General features: G+C 64.6%; 15 protein-coding genes and 1 tRNA gene. 6 read left to right on the top strand and 10 right to left on the bottom strand.

All coding sequences use genetic code 11. The annotated features are described in order from the left end of the window. Positions 1 to 39: 39 nt before the first annotated feature. Both FXB40_RS21725 and mobB read right to left on the bottom strand, forming a co-directional pair. Complete coding sequence (locus FXB40_RS21725) at positions 40 to 1,296, bottom strand: molybdopterin molybdotransferase MoeA (protein ID WP_148774212.1); 1,257 nt, start codon at positions 1,294 to 1,296, stop codon at positions 40 to 42. Positions 1,297 to 1,305: 9 nt separating this feature from the next. Then, entirely contained in the window at positions 1,306 to 1,833 is a 528-nt protein-coding gene (mobB, locus tag FXB40_RS21720) for a molybdopterin-guanine dinucleotide biosynthesis protein B (RefSeq protein ID WP_148774211.1), read from the bottom strand. Between the two features lie 205 nt (positions 1,834 to 2,038). Here mobB and fdhD point away from each other — a divergent pair, with 205 nt between their 5' ends. Both fdhD and mobA read left to right on the top strand, forming a co-directional pair. Next, positions 2,039 to 2,929 carry a formate dehydrogenase accessory sulfurtransferase FdhD gene (gene fdhD / locus FXB40_RS21715; RefSeq protein ID WP_148774210.1) on the top strand — a complete coding sequence of 297 codons (891 nt, stop codon included), beginning with the start codon at positions 2,039 to 2,041 and terminating at the stop codon, positions 2,927 to 2,929. Next, positions 2,919 to 3,566: a molybdenum cofactor guanylyltransferase MobA gene (gene mobA / locus FXB40_RS21710; RefSeq protein WP_187437046.1), complete on the top strand. Its 648-nt coding sequence runs from the start codon at positions 2,919 to 2,921 to the stop codon at positions 3,564 to 3,566. Before fdhD ends, mobA begins: the two co-directional genes overlap by 11 nt. 6 nt (positions 3,567 to 3,572) lie before the next feature. On the opposite strand, the gene FXB40_RS21705 is transcribed toward mobA, so the two are convergent. Genes FXB40_RS21705 through FXB40_RS21690 form a run of 4 tightly spaced genes read right to left on the bottom strand, consistent with a single transcriptional unit; the run spans position 3,573 to position 8,714 of the window. Beyond that, positions 3,573 to 4,700, bottom strand: coding sequence for an FAD-dependent monooxygenase (locus FXB40_RS21705; RefSeq protein WP_148774209.1), 1,128 nt, complete (start codon positions 4,698 to 4,700; stop codon positions 3,573 to 3,575). 55 nt (positions 4,701 to 4,755) lie between these two features. After that, positions 4,756 to 6,705, bottom strand: a complete 1,950-nt coding sequence (locus tag FXB40_RS21700; RefSeq protein ID WP_187437045.1) for a molybdopterin biosynthesis protein — start codon at positions 6,703 to 6,705, stop codon at positions 4,756 to 4,758. Between the two features lie 13 nt (positions 6,706 to 6,718). Beyond that, positions 6,719 to 7,825: a molybdopterin-binding protein gene (locus tag FXB40_RS21695; RefSeq protein ID WP_148774207.1), complete on the bottom strand. Its 1,107-nt coding sequence runs from the start codon at positions 7,823 to 7,825 to the stop codon at positions 6,719 to 6,721. Between the two features lie 55 nt (positions 7,826 to 7,880). Beyond that, the gene (locus FXB40_RS21690) at positions 7,881 to 8,714 is read right to left on the bottom strand and encodes an ABC transporter substrate-binding protein (RefSeq protein ID WP_148774206.1); all 834 of its coding nucleotides are present in this window, start codon (positions 8,712 to 8,714) and stop codon (positions 7,881 to 7,883) included. 393 nt (positions 8,715 to 9,107) lie between these two features. Between FXB40_RS21690 and FXB40_RS21685 the strand changes: the two genes are divergently transcribed. Together FXB40_RS21685 and FXB40_RS21680 are read left to right on the top strand one after the other, a co-directional pair. Beyond that, positions 9,108 to 10,001, top strand: a complete 894-nt coding sequence (locus FXB40_RS21685) for a substrate-binding domain-containing protein (protein ID WP_148774205.1) — start codon at positions 9,108 to 9,110, stop codon at positions 9,999 to 10,001. A 104-nt stretch (positions 10,002 to 10,105) separates the two neighbouring features. Continuing rightward, a complete protein-coding gene (locus FXB40_RS21680) occupies positions 10,106 to 11,335 on the top strand; it encodes an ABC transporter substrate-binding protein (RefSeq protein ID WP_148774204.1) in 1,230 nt (409 codons plus the stop codon). 26 nt (positions 11,336 to 11,361) lie between these two features. Here FXB40_RS21680 and FXB40_RS21675 read toward each other — a convergent pair whose 3' ends face one another. After that, the gene (locus FXB40_RS21675; RefSeq protein ID WP_148774203.1) at positions 11,362 to 12,327 is read right to left on the bottom strand and encodes a TAXI family TRAP transporter solute-binding subunit; all 966 of its coding nucleotides are present in this window, start codon (positions 12,325 to 12,327) and stop codon (positions 11,362 to 11,364) included. Positions 12,328 to 12,431: 104 nt separating this feature from the next. On the opposite strand from FXB40_RS21675, the gene FXB40_RS21670 reads away from it, so the two are divergent. Next, a complete protein-coding gene (locus FXB40_RS21670) occupies positions 12,432 to 13,406 on the top strand; it encodes a Bug family tripartite tricarboxylate transporter substrate binding protein (RefSeq protein WP_187437044.1) in 975 nt (324 codons plus the stop codon). A 337-nt stretch (positions 13,407 to 13,743) separates the two neighbouring features. After that, positions 13,744 to 13,819: transfer RNA gene (locus FXB40_RS21665), tRNA-Ile, on the top strand. 80 nt (positions 13,820 to 13,899) lie between these two features. Here the strand turns inward: FXB40_RS21665 and FXB40_RS21660 are convergent. From FXB40_RS21660 to FXB40_RS21650, 3 genes are read right to left on the bottom strand one after another with little or no spacing between them, the layout of a single operon-like run. After that, positions 13,900 to 15,021: a tyrosine-type recombinase/integrase gene (locus FXB40_RS21660; RefSeq protein WP_187437043.1), complete on the bottom strand. Its 1,122-nt coding sequence runs from the start codon at positions 15,019 to 15,021 to the stop codon at positions 13,900 to 13,902. 8 nt (positions 15,022 to 15,029) lie between these two features. Further along, positions 15,030 to 15,215 carry a hypothetical protein gene (locus FXB40_RS21655; RefSeq protein ID WP_148774200.1) on the bottom strand — a complete coding sequence of 62 codons (186 nt, stop codon included), beginning with the start codon at positions 15,213 to 15,215 and terminating at the stop codon, positions 15,030 to 15,032. 19 nt (positions 15,216 to 15,234) lie between these two features. Beyond that, positions 15,235 to 15,612 (bottom strand): hypothetical protein, encoded by a 378-nt coding sequence (locus tag FXB40_RS21650; RefSeq protein ID WP_148774199.1) that lies wholly within the window; start codon positions 15,610 to 15,612, stop codon positions 15,235 to 15,237. Positions 15,613 to 16,010: the final 398 nt, after the last annotated feature.

Raw genomic sequence — 16,010 nt, 5'->3', positions numbered from 1 at the left:
CAACATGGCGGGAGGGGTCGACGACGTCAATGCAACGGCCTAGAGCAAATCAGCATAGGACAGGAAACCTACGCTCTCGCCCGGTTCGACCCGCGTGATGTCTTCGCCCAGTTCAATGAGGCCGTCGGTCTCGACCAATGACGACAGCAGTCCAGCGCCTTCGCGCGGAAACTTCACTGCCTCCAGCGTGCCATCCTGCGCGCGCCGCAACGATGCCCGCACATATTCGCGACGGCCGAGCTTCTTCTTGTAGGTGAACGCCGCGCGCAGCGGGATCGGCAACAGCGGCTCCGGCAGACTTCCGGCGAGCGCCAGCACGGTCGGCCGCACCACATGGACGAACGTGACAAAGCTCGCGACGGGGTTGCCGGGCAGCCCGATCAGCGGCGTGCCGCCGACGACGCCCATCGCCACGGGCCGGCCCGGCTTGATCGCCATCCGCCACAGCACCAGTGAGCCGACGCTCTCGACCGCCGCCTTGACGTGGTCCTCCTCGCCGGTCGAGACGCCGCCGGTGGTGAGGATCAGATCGTGGTGGCCTGCAACCCGCTTCAATCCACTGGCAAGCGAGGCGCGTTCGTCGCGCAGAATGCCGATATCCGAGACCTCGCAGCCGAGCCGGCGCAGCATCGCCATCAGCATGAAGCGATTGGAATCGAACAGCTGCGAGGCCGCACGCGGCTCGCCGGGCGAGGCCAGCTCATCGCCGGTGGAGAAAACGGCGACACGGATACGCCTGACGACATCAAGCCGGGTCAGACCGAAGGCTGCAGCGAGCGCGACATGCTGGGGCCGCAGCCGCTGGCCGGCGCGTAACGCGACGTGCCCCACCGGTATGTCCTCGCCCGCCGGGCGAACATTGGCGCCTGGCTTCAGCCCGGGTGGCAGCACGATCTTGCCGGCTTCATCGATGCGGACGTCTTCCTGCATGAAGACGGTCTCGGCCCCCGGCGGCATCGGCGCGCCCGTGAAGATGCGCGCGGCGTGGCCGGGCTTGATCGGTGCTTGCGCAAGGCCGCCGGCCTGGATACGGCCATCCAGCGGGAACGACTGTTCCGCTTCCTGCGAAAGGTCGGCATTGCCCACGGCGTAGCCGTCGACGGCGGAGTTGGTGAAGGGCGGCAGCGGCATCGGCGCCGCGATATCGCGCGCCAGCACACGACCGTCGGCATCGACCAGCGTCACGGTCTCGAGATCGGCGATCGCGCTGACGCGTGCCGTGATCAGGCCAACGGCCTCGTCGACCGACATCATCGGTCCGCCGAAGGCAAAGCAATCGTCCGACAGTTGCGCCATGGTGCCTCGTCAGCGCATCGCTGCGCTTCTTGCAACGGCTTCCTCAACCGGCATCGCCGCCCGCAGCAGCAATGCCGCAGCGGCCTCGATGTCATCGAGATGGACGGTCGGCAGCCGGGTTTCGACCGCCGCGTCGGTCGCAATCCCGACAATGCCTGGATCGTCGGGGAACAACAACGGCTTGTCGTTGGCGGCGCGATGCACCTCGATCTTGCGATGCGGCTCGCGCTTGAAACCTTCGACCACCACGAGATCGGCCGCGGACAGCTTGCTCAACAGTTCCGGCAGCCGCGGCTCAGCCGCGCCGCGCAATTCGTGCATCAGGGCCCAACGGTTCGCAGAGGCCACCAGCACCTCGGCCGCACCGGCCTCGCGATGGCGCCAGGAATCCTTGCCGGGTACATCAACGTCGAATCGGTGATGCGCATGCTTGATGACGGAGACGCGCAGGCCCTGCGCGTTGAAATGCGGGATCAGCCGCGTCAACAGCGTGGTCTTGCCCGCACCGCTCCAGCCCGCAAGGCCGATGACTTTCATTCCGGGTCCGTCTCCGCGCACAACAACGCTTTTGGTGGAACCACCGCTCTCCCCGTCATTGCCAGCGCAGTGAAGCAATCCAGAGTGTCTCCGCGGGTGCATTACTGGATTGCTTCGCTGCGCTCGCAATGTCGAGGCGGCATTTTTCCCATTCCCCGGCATGCTTATATCGGCTTGACCCGAATGTCATGCTAACGTCACGGCCATGATGAAGATCGACAAAGCCCCGGTACCCCTGATCGTCCCGAACCCCGACGATCCGCGCCTGACCCAGAGCGTGACCGGGACCGACCAGACCGGCGCCAAGGTCGAGATCAAGGTGCCGATGGAGCGGCCCCTGACGCTCTATTTGAATGCGCAGGAGATCGTCACCATGATGACGATCGGCGACTATCCGGAATATCTGGCACTCGGCTACCTGCTGAACCAGAACATGCTGAAATATAATGACGCGGTCACCGAGGTCGAATACGACGACGACCTCCAGGTCGTGGTGGTGCGCACCGAGCACCACACCAATTTCGAAGCCAAGCTGAAGAGGCGCACGCAGACCTCGGGCTGCGCGCAAGGCACCGCCTTCGGTGACCTGCTCGAAGCGGTCGAGAGTGTGGCGCTGCCGAAGGCCGAGCTGCGCACCTCCTGGCTCTACCAGATGACACAGACCATCAACACCATGCCCTCGCTCTATCTCGAGGCCGGCGCAATCCACGGCTGCGTGCTGTGCAAAGAGGGCGAGCCGCTCTGCTACACCGAGGACGTCGGCCGTCACAACGCCGTCGACAAGATCGCGGGCTGGATGTACCGCCACGGCGTCGATGCCTCCGACAAGATCCTTTACACGACAGGACGTCTCACCTCGGAGATGGTGATCAAGACCGTGCGGATGGGCATCCCGATCCTGGTGTCGCGCTCCGGCTTCACCGCCTGGGGTGTCGATCTCGCCCGGCAAGTCGGGCTGACGCTGGTCGGACGCACCCGCGGAAAGCGCTTCATCGCGCTCGCCGGCGCGGAGCGGATCGTCTACGACCAGAACCTCGACTACGTCGAAGAGGAATCGGCGAAGCACAAGCGCAAGGGCGAACGTGGTGACGACTAGTACTCCGGCAACGAGCATTCCATCAACTCTTGGCGTGCTGCTCGCCGGCGGCCTCGCGCGCCGCATGGGCGGTGGCGACAAGCCGATGCGGACCATCGGCGGCCGCACCATCCTGGAGCGCGTGATCGCGCGCCTGAAGCCCCAGTGCGACGGATTGATCCTCAATGCGAACGGCGATCCAGCGCGCTTCGCCGCGTTCGGCTTGCAGGTCATTGCCGATGACGTGCCTGGCTTCCCCGGCCCGCTCGCCGGCATTCTGGCCGCGCTCGACTGGACCGCTGCGAACCGGCCGGAGGTCGAATGGGTGCTCAGCGCCGCCGGCGACTGTCCCTTCCTCCCCCGAGACCTTGTTGCACGCCTTCATAAGGCGCGGGCGCAGGAAAACGCGCAGCTTGCGGTCGCCGCATCCGGCGACCAGTCGCATCCGGTGATCGGCCTCTGGCGCGTCGCCTTGCGCAACGAGTTGCGTCACGCGCTGGTCGTCGAGGATCTCCGCAAAATCGACCGCTGGACCGCGCGATATCCGCTCGCGACGGTGACGTGGCCGACCGAGCCGCTCGATCCGTTCTTCAATGCCAATACGGTCGAGGACATCGCGGAAGCCGAGCGGCTTGCGGCGCTGGGTGCGGCGTCCTAATCGAGCTCAAGCGGCCAGCGGCACCGACCAGGCGTCGTAGCCGTAGACCCAGCTCGTATCGGTCCGCTCTTTCAGCCAGATGTTGGCACGCGAGGTCTCCTGCACCCGCGTGGTCCGCACCTTGCGCGTCGCCTCGAAGCGGCGGAAGGCATCCACGACGCCGTCGCGGTCGACACCGTCGAAGCAGCGCGACAGCACCGCGGCGTCCTCGATCGCCATCGCCGCGCCTTGCGCCATATAGGGCGTCATCGGATGGCAGGCGTCGCCGAGCAGCGTCACTTTGCCATCGGCCCAGCGCTCCAGCGCATCGCGATCCATGATCGCCCATTTGTGCACGTCGGGGCACGCCGCCAGCACCTGGCCAACCTGCGGATGAAAGCCTTCGAACGAGGCGCGCAGATCGCGCACGTCGCCCTTCGCCGACCAGGACTCGATGCGGAAATTGGGCTCCGCCTGGCTGGTGACGAGATAGACCTCGCTACGGTCCGGCTTGACGTAATAGATCACGATGTGGCGGTCCTCGCCCCACCACTTCGTGCAATCATCGATCTTCCCGCCGAGCATTGCGGCAGGATAGGTGGTGCGGTAGGCGATGCGGCCGGTGAATTTGACCGGCGCGGTGTCGAACAGAATGTCACGCACCGCCGAATGCACGCCGTCGGCGCCGACCACGGCATCGGCAATAGCGCTGGTGCCGTCGGCAAAGCTGAGCCGGACGCCCTCGCCGGTCTCGTCGAGGCCGACGAGCTTGTGGTTGAGCCGCACAAACTCATCCGGCACCGCGCTCGCCAGCGCTGCGTGGAGATCGCCGCGATGCGCCAGCAGATAAGGCGCGCCGAACTTCTCCTCCGCGCTTTCGCCAAAGATCATGTCGAACTTGATGTCGCCACTCTTCCAGTCGCGATTATTCCAGGACCGCGGATAGAACGATTGCTCGCGCATCCGTTGCTCAAGCCCGAGCGCGCGCAGCACCTTCATCGCGTTGCAGCCGATCTGGATGCCGGCACCGATCCGGGCGAACTGGGAGGCCTGCTCGTAGACCATCACGTCGACGCCGACACGCCTGAGCGCCGCGGCGGTCGCGAGCCCGCCCATGCCGGCACCAACAATCGCAACCGAAAGCGGCCTTGCCATCGCGTCCCCCACCCTGTTTTCCGCACGGCTTGAATGCCGCGTCGTCGCTTGTCGTCTACGCAGGCCGGAAGCCGGCTCGCTCCAATGCCGCTCTGGCCTCGTCCGAGCCAAGCGCATCAAGAAACGCCTGCACCGCCGGACGTTGCTTGCGCGCCGTCACCAAAGCAAAGTCATAATGCTCTTCCGCGAGCGGAATGAAACCGAGGCCGACCGCATGGGCGACCGGCGCAATGGTCATGCCCCAATCGGCGCGATGCTGCGCGACGGCCGCAGCGACCGCATTGTGCGAGCGCGGCTGGTTCCAATAGCCGTCCGGACGGGCGCCTCCGAGCAGCCGGTCGATCAGGATGCGCGTGCCGGCGCCCTGATTTCGGTTGACCATGATGCAGGCGGGGTCGGCGAGCGCAGCCGCAACGGCCTCCTTCGCGCCGAGCCCCTCAAATCGCTTGTCGCCATTGCGATAGACAATGCCCTGCATCCGCCGCCAGCCCGGCACGAGCTCGAGCCCCTCGGTGAGGTAAGGCGTGTTGTAGGTCTCGCTCTTGTCGTCGAACAGATGGATCGGCGCGAGATCGCATTCGCCGCGCTTCGCGGCCGCAAGTCCGCCGAGGCTTCCCACCGCAATCGAGCGCACGGTGAGGCCGGCACGCGCGAGCGGTCCGGTGACGAGATCGAGGCCGGTGCAATGGCTGCCGACGATGACGAGATCAGGCACCCGCACATGCGGCGTAAACAGAGTGACCTCTGCTTCGGTCCCCGCCGGCATCTGGTCGGCAAGCGCGTCGATACGCAGGAAGCCGTCGGCTTGCGCGAAGGACGTGATCGCACCGGAGCCTTTGCCGGAGGGATAGGCGATCAGGCCGTACTTGCCCTCGACCAGCGAGACCATGACGAATTCGGTGCGGCCGAGCTCTGAAGCAATGCGCACCGGCACGGTGGCACTCACCTTGGCATCGGAGCGCGGCGGCAGGCCGGCCATCTTGCGCAGCGCCGGCACGATCATGTCGTGGAAGGTGAACATCGCCGAGGTCGGAAAGCCCGGCAGGATCACAACCGGCTTGCCGTCGCACACCGCGAGGCACAGCGGCTTGCCCGGCTTGAGCGCAACGCCATGCGCGATGATGCCGGGCTGGCCGAGCCGGCCGATGATGCGATGGGACAGATCGCCCGCCCCCTTCGACGTGCCGCCGGAGAGCACCAGCATATCGGCATTTGCCAGCGCGCTGCGCATGGCGGCTTCGAGCCTAGCCTCGTCGTCGGGAACGGCGCCCAGGAAAGTCGCCTCGCCACCATTCTCGTCGATCGCGGCTGCGACGATGGCGCCATTGGTGTCGTAGATCGCGGCAGGCGCAAGCGCCTCGCCGGGCTGCACCAGTTCGTCGCCGGTGGAGATCACCGCGACGCGCGGCTTCCGCGCGACTTTCACCGCGGCGATGCCACAGGCCGCCAGCATCCCGATCTCACGCGAGCCTATGATCGTGCCGGCGCGCAGCAGCGTCTCGCCGCGCGCGATGTCGGATCCGGCATAGGACACGAATTGGCCGGGCGAGACCGCGCGACGGACATCGATCGCATCCGAACCGGCAGGCTGGGTGTGCTCGACCATGACGACCGCGTCAGCACCACGCGGCAGCGGACCGCCCGTTGCGATTGGCGTTGCGGTCCCCATTGCGACCTGCAGCTTAGGCGCGGTGCCGCAATGAATGGTCTCGCCGTTCAGCGCGAGCGGTACGGGTGCGCCCTCACCAGCGGCGGAAAGATCCGCCGAGCGCACGGCAAAACCATCAACATTGGAGCGGTCGAAGGGCGGCACGTCGATCGGTGCGGTGATGTCCTCGGCGAGCGCTGTGCCGAGTGCATCGCCAAGCCTGCGCTGCTCGCTGGGGATCGCGCGCGGAAGCAGGGCCGCCTCGAAGCGCGCGAGCGCCTCCTCACGCGAGAGGATCTTGAGGAATTGCTCCTGTTCGAGCGCGCTGCGATCTGGCGCTTTTGGGATCATCGTCATGCCGGAACCCATATCATTCCCGCATCAAATAAGCATCGACAGGCTCGCCCGCCGCAAATCCCTCATCGCTGGCCGGAATGAGCAACCATGCATCCGCGCGGGCAATGGCGTGGAGCGGCCATTCACCGACTGCAAGCGGCATCCACGCTCTATGTTCCTCGGCCAGCAGGGCGATCTCGGCAATGCCGACGCTGGAAGCGATTTTTCGCGCGAGCGGCAGGGTCACTTGGCGGCGCGGCTGCCGCACCGACATCTTGTCGACGAGCGGAAGCACCAGCGCGAGCCAGACAGCGCGCGCCGGACCGGGCGCCCCGGGCAGGGCAAGGACGGGAACCTTTCCGAGCCACCCAGCGGCTGCGGTGCGTCCAGGCTGGAGCGCAAGACCATGGGCGAGCTCCGCCCCGCGCTGAGCCAGCGCCGTCACCGCGGCATCCGCGCGACCGACGCCGCTGCCGCCGATCGTCAGCAGCAGATCGCAGACGGAGACATCGAGCGCCTCCGCGATCGACGTCGCATCGCGAGCTCCGGCCTCATGCGCACTCACATCCAGTCCCGCCGCGCGCGCGAGGTCGGCGATCATCTGCATCGCCGCACTTGCGCCCGGCACGTTGACGATGCGCAGCCGCGGTCGCCTGACGCTCAGCCTTTCGACATCGGCGACGCGCGCGAGCAACAGAGCCGTTGCATCGATGGGATGTCCCGCTGTGGCCGCGGCCGAGCGATCGGCAATGTCACCGCCGGCACGCCCGACGCCTTGCCCTGGAACGCCCTCGGCCAGAACCTGGGCGAGCGGGCCCAACACCTCGACCGCGCCGGCATCGAGCACGCAGTCACACCCTGCCGGCATCGCATCGCCAGCATCGACCCAGACTGGAAGCTCGGTCAGAGGCAACGGCGAGTAGGAGGACGCACCGACGAGATCATTGGCGCGCATCGCCCAGCCATCTGCGGCGGCGATGTCGCGCAGCGGATAGGCTGCGAGCTGAGGCATCCCCGCGGCGATACAGCCGACCGCTTCAGCCAGCGGCAGTTCGACCGGCGAGACCGGATCAACACCACGCAGCAAAATAGCGAGCGCAGTGTCGAGCGGCGTCAGCGAGGGCGGCAGGCGCTGGGTCATGCCTCATGATGGATCACGCATCGCGCGGTTTGGCAACCGCTCGTGCCTCGACCAATCAGCCGCCCGGCCTGTCCGCGTTCGGAAAGAACACCTGTTGCCCGTCGACCTTGTAGCCGGCGATCGCCGCCTGTCCTTCCGGCGAGATCAACCAGTCGATGAAGGTCTGGCCCAGCTCTTTCTTGACGTTCGGATGCTTCTCCGGGTTCACCAGCATCGCGCCGTATTGGTTGAGCAGCCGCTTGTCGCCCTCGACGACGATGTCGAGATCGCCGCGTTCCCTGAAGGCGATCCAGCTGGCGCGGTCCGCGAGCACATAGGCATTCGCCGTGCGCGAGGCGTCGAGGGCGGCGGTCATGCCCTGCCCGCTCTCGCGATACCAGGCGCCCTTGACGCTCGCGATGTCGATGCCGGCAACGATCCAGAGTGCAAGCTCCGCCGCATGGGTGCCGGAACGATCGCCGCGCGTTATGAACGGCGCGCCTTTGGCCTCGATCGTCTTCAGCGCCGTCGCAATATCCTTGCCCTTCACGCCGGCGGGATCGCTCTTCGGCCCGATCAGCACGAAATCGTTGTACATCACGTCGTAGCGTTTCGTGGCAAAACCGTCGGCGACGAATTTCTCCTCCTGCGGCCGGGCATGCATCAACACCACGTCGACCTCGCCCCGTCGTGCAACATCGAGCACCTCGTCGCTGCGGCGCGCGATCACCGTCACCTCGATGCCGGTCTTGTCGCGGACAATCGGCAGCAGATAGTCGAGCAGGCCGGAGGCTTGCGTCGATGTCGTCGAGGCCAGGACAATTGCGCGCTCCTCGGCAGACGAGGCCGCCATGCCCCCGGCGAGGCCGCAGAGAAGCGCAAATGCAACGGTCAATCGGCGAACGGCCATGACGGGTTCCCATTGAAGACGACGCGATCATGATGGTCGATTGCGCCGCACTCGTGACGGTCTTGCCAGTCGCGACGGCAACAGGAGATAGAGCCTGGGTTTGACCACTACCGAAAGGCAAGTTCATGACGCGTCCGCGGCCGCTGAGACGAGTCATTCGGGAAGTTTCGGCAATCAATCAACCGGCACGTTGATTGCAATCACGAGCGCAACGGCGCAAGGCCCGCACCATTCGAGCCTCGCAAGATCGTCAACCAAAATCGAAACACGCGTCAGGATGTGTTGCAAAGCAACGAGATCATCGGGCATGGTTCGCGCGGACACAAATCGAAGTGCAGAATTCCACCTGCGTTGAACGTCAAAAAGAAGCAAGAATTTGCATAGGAATGCAGGATGGAATTCCTGACGACCAGCGAAGCCGCGGACTATCTCCGTCTCGGCGAACGCAAGCTCTACGAACTCGTCACCACCGGCGCGATCCCCTGCTCCAAGGTGACCGGAAAGTGGCTGTTCCCGCGGCACGAGCTCGATCTCTGGGTGCTGTCGGGCATGGCGCGTCCGGCCGGCATGCTGACGGCGGAGCCGCCGCCGGTGGTGGGCGGCAGCCAGGACGAGTTGCTGGATTGGAGCCTGCGTGAATCCGGCTCGGGCCTGGGATCGATGACCGAAGGCAGTGCGCGCGGGCTCGAGCGCCTGCAGCGCGACGAGGTCATGGCGGTCGCGGTGCACTTCCACAGCCTCGATGCCGAGGGCAATCTCGCCCCCGACGCCAGCGCGACGGCGCTGCGGGACGCGCCTGACCTGCATGACGCGCTGCTGGTTGCCTTCGTGCGCCGCGAGCAGGGTCTCGTGCTGCCGCCGGGCAATCCGAAGCGGCTGCGCGGGCTCGCCGACGTGCTCGCGCTCGGCTCGCGGATGGCGATGAGGCAACAGGGCACGGGCGCGCAGATGCTGCTCGACGTGCTGCTGACACGCGCGGGCGCCTCGATGCGCGATCTGCGCCGGGTGGAGACGCCGGCCCTCACCGGGCCGGATCTCACCGAGTTAGTCCGCGCCGGACAGGCCGATTGCGGCGTCGCGACGCGGGCGGCGGCGCGCTCGGCCGGGCTCGATTTCGTGCCGCTGGTCTGGGAGAATTTTGACCTGGCGATGCGGCAGCGCAGCTATTTTCGCCCCGCCATGCAGGCGCTGATCCGGTTCCTCAGCGAACGGCGGCTGCGCCAGCGCGCCGAGGAGCTGACCGGCTACGATCCCTCGCCCGCCGGCCAGATCCGGTTCGCCGCCTGAGATTGACGCCCGCCCCAAAATAGTTGCAAAAGAAACCAATTCAGCCGGGCCGTACCCGGGACAAGCAACTTTCGGCCAACGAGCCGGATCAGGGGAGGACAAGCGTGAATCCAGCGAGATTTGGACTGCCGGTCGCGGCCGCCTTTTTAGCGATGCCCTTGGCGGCGGCGCTGCTGTCGGGCGCGGCAATGGCGCAGGTGTCCGACGACATCGTCAAGATCGGCGTGCTCACCGACATGAACGGCCCGGCCTCCGCGCCGACCGGCCAGGGCTCGGTGACGGCGGCGCAGATGGCGATCGACGATTTCGGCGGCAGCGTGCTCGGCAAGCCGATCAGCATCGTGATCGGCGACCACCAGCTCAAGGCCGATATCGGCGGCGGCATCGCACGGCGCTGGTACGACGTCGACCAGGTCGATCTGATCGTCGACGTGCCGGTCTCCGCCGTGGGCCTTGCGGTGCAGAACGTCGCCAACGAGAAGAAGAAGCTGTTCATCACCCACTCCACCGGCACCGCGGATTTCCACGGCAAGTTCTGCTCGCCTTATGCGATGCAGTGGGTGTTCGACACCCGCGCGCTCGCGGTCGGCACCGCGGATGCCGTGGTCAAGCGCGGCGGCGACAGCTGGTTCTTCATTACCGACGACTACGCCTTCGGCCACTCCCTCGAACGTGACGCCTCCAGCGTCATCACCGCCAATGGCGGCAAGGTGCTGGGCTCGGTGAAGCCGCCGCTGGCGACGCCGGATCTCTCCTCCTTCGTGCTGCAAGCGCAGGCCTCCAAGGCCAAGATCATCGGCATTGCGGCAGGTCCCCCCAACAACATGAACGAGATCAAGACCGGCTCGGAGTTCGGCGTGTTCAAGGGCGGCCAGCAGATGGCAGCACTTCTCGCGCTGATCACCGACATCCACGGCCTCGGCCTGCAGGCCGCCCAAGGCCTGTTGCTGACGACCTCCTTCTACTGGGACATGGACGACAAGACCCGCGAATGGTCGAAGCGCTATTTCGCCAAGATGAACAAGATGCCGACGATGTGGCAGGCCGGCGTCTATTCGTCGGTGATCCACTATCTCAACGCCATCAAGGCGACCGGCACCGACGATCCGCTCAAGGTCGCGGCGAAAATGCGCGAGACGCCGGTCGAGGATTTCTTCGCCCGCAACGGCAAACTGCGCGAAGACAATCTGATGGTGCACGACCTCTGGCTGGTGCAGGTGAAGACGCCGGAGGAAAGCAAATATCCGTGGGACTATTACAAGATCCTCACCACGATTTCCGGCGACAAGGCGTTTGGTCCGCCGGACCCGGCGTGTCCGATGCTGAAGAAGTGAGAGCGTGACGGTCGCTCAGGCGGCCGTCACTTCACCACGCCAATCTCGCGAAAGTACTTCATCACGCCCGGATGAATCAGCTCCGGCTTTGGGGCCGCGGCGACCGTGTTTGCGGCCGTGGTCTCGCAGGCCTGCGCGAGCTTCTTGCAGAAGGTCGCCTCAAGGCCATGCAGCGTCTTCGCGAGACGATAGGCGACATCGTCGGGCAGATCCTCGCGCGTCAGCACAAAGCTCCAGGAGCCGAGCGAGGCGATCGGCTCGGACTGCTTTGGATAGGAGCCGGCCGGCACGGTCAGGGGTTTAAGGAACGCGTGCTTGGCGCGGATGCGCGTGATCTCTTCCGCGCTGGGCGCGATGAAGCGCGCGCCTGACGCGCTCGATGCCACCGCCGCAAATCCGGGCCAGCCGATGCCAGCGCCCCAGAGTGCTGCGACACGGCCATCCTCGACCATCGCGGGGCCGTCGCCGGCGCGGTCGAGATAGATCGCCTTGAAATCATCGTCCTGCTTCAGGCCGAGGCCATCGAGCACATAGCGCGCCAGGATCGGCAGGCCCGAGCCTTTGGCGCCGAACGCAACCGGCTGACTGAGGAGATCGTGAATGGTCTTGTAGGGACTGTCCGCGCGCACAACGAACATGCCGGGGTTGGAATAGATCGCGGTCAAAATCTTCAGCCGCACCGGCGCACGCCCGATGCCGGCGAAGGCCTCATAGGCCGGCTCGCCCGCGACCAGTGCGAGATCGAGCTCGCCTTTCTCCAGCAGCGGAATGTTCTCGTTGCTGCCCTTGGTGTTGCGCGGGGCGATGGTGAGCGTGCTATCTGCCGCATTCATCACCTCCGCGAAGGCGTTGCCATAAAGCGGGAAGCCGCCGCCCGGCGTCGCGGTGCCCAAGCTGATTGTCGAGCTGGAAATAGCGTTGCCTCCGGTTTGAGCAGCAGCGGGGCTCAACAGCAGTGCCGCACTGACAAGAATCGTGATCGCGAAATTCATGGTCGATCCCACTGCGCCCGCGTCAACATCGACTTGAGGCGATGTAGGCAGCGGGCGGTTTTTGTGAAAGCATGCCTGCCAACAATAAAGCAATGGGAGGTGTCATGTTGCGAATTTTGCGTAACACTGTTTTTGGGCTGGTTTTTCTTTTCGGTCTTTTCGCAGCCTCGCCTCCCGCCTCCGCCGCCTACCCCGACCGCCCCGTGCACTGGATGATCGGCTTTGCCGCCGGCGGCCCGGTCGACATCGTCGCGCGCATCATGGCGCAGGCGCTGTCGGATCGGCTCGGCCAGCAATTCATCGTCGAGAACCGCGCCGGCTCCGGCGGCAACATCGCGGCCGCCGCCGCGATCAACGCGCCGGCCGACGGCTACACGCTCTTGTTCGTCGCGCCCAACAACGCGATCTCGACCTCGCTCTACAAGAAGCTGCCGTACGACTTCCTGCGCGACACCGTGCCGGTCGCGAGCATCATGCAGCTGACCAACATGCTGGTCGTCTCCAATGCGATGCCGGTGAAGACGGTTCAGGAGTTCATCGACTATTGCAGGGCCAATCCCGGCAAGATCTCGTTCGCCTCGTCCGGCAACGGCACCTCGGTGCATATGTCGGCGGAGCTGTTCAAGGTGATGACCAAGTGCGACATGGTGCACGTGCCCTATCGGGGATCTGCGATCGCCTTCCCCGACATCATCTCCAACAAGGTGCAGCTGATCTTTGACAACCTCCCCTCCGCGCTCGAGCAGTCGCGCGGCGGCACTGTCCGCGCACTTGGCGTGACCTCGCCGCAGCGCTGGCCGAGCGTGCCCGACGTGCCGGCGATCGCCGAGACCGTGCCGGGCTTCGAATCGGTCGGCTTCTACGGTATCTCCGCGCCGAAGGGCACGCCTGGCGAGATCGTCGAGATCCTCAACAAGGCCGTCGGCGACGCGCTGAACGACCCGAAGGTGATCGCGCGGCTGACCGAGAACGGCGGCATCCCCAAGCCGATGACGCCGGCCGAGTTCGGCAAGCTCGTCGCTGACGAGACCGAGAAGTGGCGCAAGGTCGTGGCGTTCGCCGGGGTCTCGGTGGACTAGGCGCGCCTGTGCCGGTCATGCGCCCGCAAGACAGGGGGGACCTGCGGGACCCCCTTTTGCCAAAAACCCGAAAACAACCCCATGCACAGTAGAAAAGGCAGGCGATTTCAGCGAGTTACAGACGCGAAAACGGGCTCGCTGCGAAAAACGCTTGACCCGTCGGGCAAAACAGGCGCATAAGGGCATCATCCCAAAATTCGGTTATTCGGAACACCCCGGCATTGCGCCGCCGCTGGCGTTTCGATCGACGCGCCCCGGCATTGCACCCCCGCCTCAGGCCCTGTAAACGAACCGCGCACCGTTGCCGGCCGCTACTTTCAGCGGCCGTCTCGCGGCGGGGCCTGTAGCTCAATGGTTAGAGCCGGCCGCTCATAACGGTCTGGTTGCAGGTTCGAGTCCTGCCGGGCCCACCACAACGCCGCGCCCGGATTGATATCATTGATTTTTTGAGCCTGAAATTACCACCGCCCCAAAGGTGGTAACGACCGTTGTTCTAGGCTCGTTCTTTTTCCAGGCGAAGATGTACGAGTTCGCTTTGCCCCGCATCGTCGGGCGAGGGCCGCGTCCATTTCGCCAGCGCACGCGCAGCCAGCCGCTTGCGGTCGGCCTTCTTGGTGTAGAGCTGCGCCATCTGATAGCCGGACCAGCCGAACATAGCGTTCAACTCGGATTCGGTAGCACCGCTTTCCGCCGCGATGGTCGCGCTCGCCTTGCGCAGACCGTGGGCGGAATAGCCCTTCTCATCTGAACCTTTCTTCGTCACCGGAATTCCAGCCGCCACGATTGCCTCACGAAAGGCGTTGCCGAGACCTTCCTTGCTGTAGTGCGTGCCGTCGTCTTTCGCGATGATAGCCAGACCGGACGACGGGCAGGCGTTGATCGAGGCGGCCAGCGCCGGATGCACCGGAACATAGATCGGCATGGTGCCGCCGCTCTTTTCAGTCATCAAATGCGTAACGCCGTTGCGGATATGTTGTTTGCCAAGCCGCGCCGCATCGCCACGGCGCAAACCGATGTACAGGAACACGTCGAACATCAGCCGCTCTTTGCTACCGAGTGGCCAATGCTGCTCGAACTGCTCAATCAGCTCGATTGGCCACGCGAGATGGCCCTCGCCATCGCCGCGATTAATCTTGATGCCATCGGTCGGATTCTTGTCGTACAGCTCATGCTCAACGGCCCATTTGAACAAAGCACTTGCGGTGTTCTTGAAATGTCGGCCTTGGTTTGACGTGCGAGCCGAAATTCCTTCCTCGATCTTTTTTCGAGTAATGGCGGTGATGGGAAGATCGCGTGCCGCATTCTCGATCTGCTTGAGGATCGGACCACGTTGCTTCCGCGTTCCCGCGCTGAGAAGCTCGCCCCAATCGCGCGAATGACGGTATAAGCCGATCAGCCATCCGACCGAGCCCTTGCCATCTTTGCCGATCAGCAGTGTCGGCATGACCGTCCCCTGCACTGCGGCGTGATACGCGGTCATGAATTCTTCGCCGCGATATTGTCCGTGTATGCGAATGCCACGGCCACGCTGGCGCGACGACAATTTGACCCAGTACGTGACCTTGCCATGACGGCTAACGTGGCGGTGCAGGAACGGCAATCTCGGTTTCGGCATCATCGGTCTCACAATTTGAAATCACGGTGTTTAGGTTCTGTGGGCTCGGGCTTCTCACCGTACTGCGGCTCGGAGATGACGATTCGGATGGTGCCGTCGGGCAGGACTTCCACCGCCGCAGCGCCCTCGGCTTTAGCCGCCTTGGTGGCGCGGCTGATATCGGCTAGGTTAAATCTGGCGCTTGTCTTGCTCATGTGGGTCATTCTTGAAGGATCATTCCTTCGTCGCCCGCCCGTTCTTTAGCATTGCAGAGCGAAGAACGCGGAGCCGGTCTAGCTGAATCTGTCGCTCGCTATCGGTCTTCGCGGCGAGCAACTGATCGACGGCGCGCAACATCGGCTCACCAAGATCGGCCAGCGTAAGCCGCGAGCCATAGTCAGCGAGGATGACCTCCATGTCCCTGATCAACTCCCCGAGCTTGGCCTGCTTCTTCAGATAGGGAATGGCGGCCATCTCATTGATGATCACACGGTTGAGCGGCCAGCCTTTCTCCTTGGTCTCCGCCTCGATCCATTCGAAGACATCGGTTGGAAACCTCAGATGAACTGGGTGTCCCTCTCCTGGTCTGCGCTTTTTTCGCGGCGGGGCCATGCAGCAACCTCGGGACTTGGTGGGACGAAACGGCACCGACGATAGCGTACCAAATTCGACTTGTCGATATGCCATTATTGGTTTATCGTCGAATTGTGTCTCAAGCTATCGCGGGAGGTCCCCATGCGACTGAGCCGCAAACTTCGGAAGCGTCACTACTACACAGTTCCCGAAGCCGGAGCGCAGATCGACTTCTGCCGAGCCGAGAGCTATCGGGCCGCGGGCCGGGGTGACATACCAACTGAAAAGGATGGCAGGCTCCTGCTGGTCCCACGCAAGCGCTGGGATCGCATTAGGAAGCAGTTATTGCGTGGTCCGCTTCCGCCGACGCGGCACAGGTCCGCATCTGCCAATCAGAGCACCGCGAGCGCGGATAACACCGCAGCCTAACGTCAACA

Origin of the sequence: Bradyrhizobium rifense (assembly GCF_008123425.1) — a bacterium.
Taxonomy (GTDB): Bacteria; Pseudomonadota; Alphaproteobacteria; order Rhizobiales; family Xanthobacteraceae; genus Bradyrhizobium; species Bradyrhizobium rifense.
Note: the sequence above shows the minus strand (reverse complement) of the source record. Positions and strands in the feature narration are given on the sequence as shown.

What these genes read in the sequence shown, in the direction of transcription:
- FXB40_RS21685 (WP_148774205.1), top strand. Translation starts at nt 9,108, where the DNA reads ATGGAATTCCTGACGACCAGCGAAGCCGCGGACTATCTCCGTCTCGGC.
- FXB40_RS21670 (WP_187437044.1), top strand. Translation starts at nt 12,432, where the DNA reads ATGTTGCGAATTTTGCGTAACACTGTTTTTGGGCTGGTTTTTCTTTTC.
- FXB40_RS21705 (WP_148774209.1), bottom strand. Translation starts at nt 4,700, where the DNA reads ATGGCAAGGCCGCTTTCGGTTGCGATTGTTGGTGCCGGCATGGGCGGG.
- fdhD (WP_148774210.1), top strand. Translation starts at nt 2,039, where the DNA reads ATGATGAAGATCGACAAAGCCCCGGTACCCCTGATCGTCCCGAACCCC.
- FXB40_RS21650 (WP_148774199.1), bottom strand. Translation starts at nt 15,612, where the DNA reads ATGGCCCCGCCGCGAAAAAAGCGCAGACCAGGAGAGGGACACCCAGTT.
- FXB40_RS21690 (WP_148774206.1), bottom strand. Translation starts at nt 8,714, where the DNA reads ATGGCCGTTCGCCGATTGACCGTTGCATTTGCGCTTCTCTGCGGCCTC.
- FXB40_RS21695 (WP_148774207.1), bottom strand. Translation starts at nt 7,825, where the DNA reads ATGACCCAGCGCCTGCCGCCCTCGCTGACGCCGCTCGACACTGCGCTC.
- mobB (WP_148774211.1), bottom strand. Translation starts at nt 1,833, where the DNA reads ATGAAAGTCATCGGCCTTGCGGGCTGGAGCGGTGCGGGCAAGACCACG.
- FXB40_RS21725 (WP_148774212.1), bottom strand. Translation starts at nt 1,296, where the DNA reads ATGGCGCAACTGTCGGACGATTGCTTTGCCTTCGGCGGACCGATGATG.
- FXB40_RS21660 (WP_187437043.1), bottom strand. Translation starts at nt 15,021, where the DNA reads ATGCCGAAACCGAGATTGCCGTTCCTGCACCGCCACGTTAGCCGTCAT.
- FXB40_RS21700 (WP_187437045.1), bottom strand. Translation starts at nt 6,705, where the DNA reads ATGACGATGATCCCAAAAGCGCCAGATCGCAGCGCGCTCGAACAGGAG.
- FXB40_RS21655 (WP_148774200.1), bottom strand. Translation starts at nt 15,215, where the DNA reads ATGAGCAAGACAAGCGCCAGATTTAACCTAGCCGATATCAGCCGCGCC.
- FXB40_RS21675 (WP_148774203.1), bottom strand. Translation starts at nt 12,327, where the DNA reads ATGAATTTCGCGATCACGATTCTTGTCAGTGCGGCACTGCTGTTGAGC.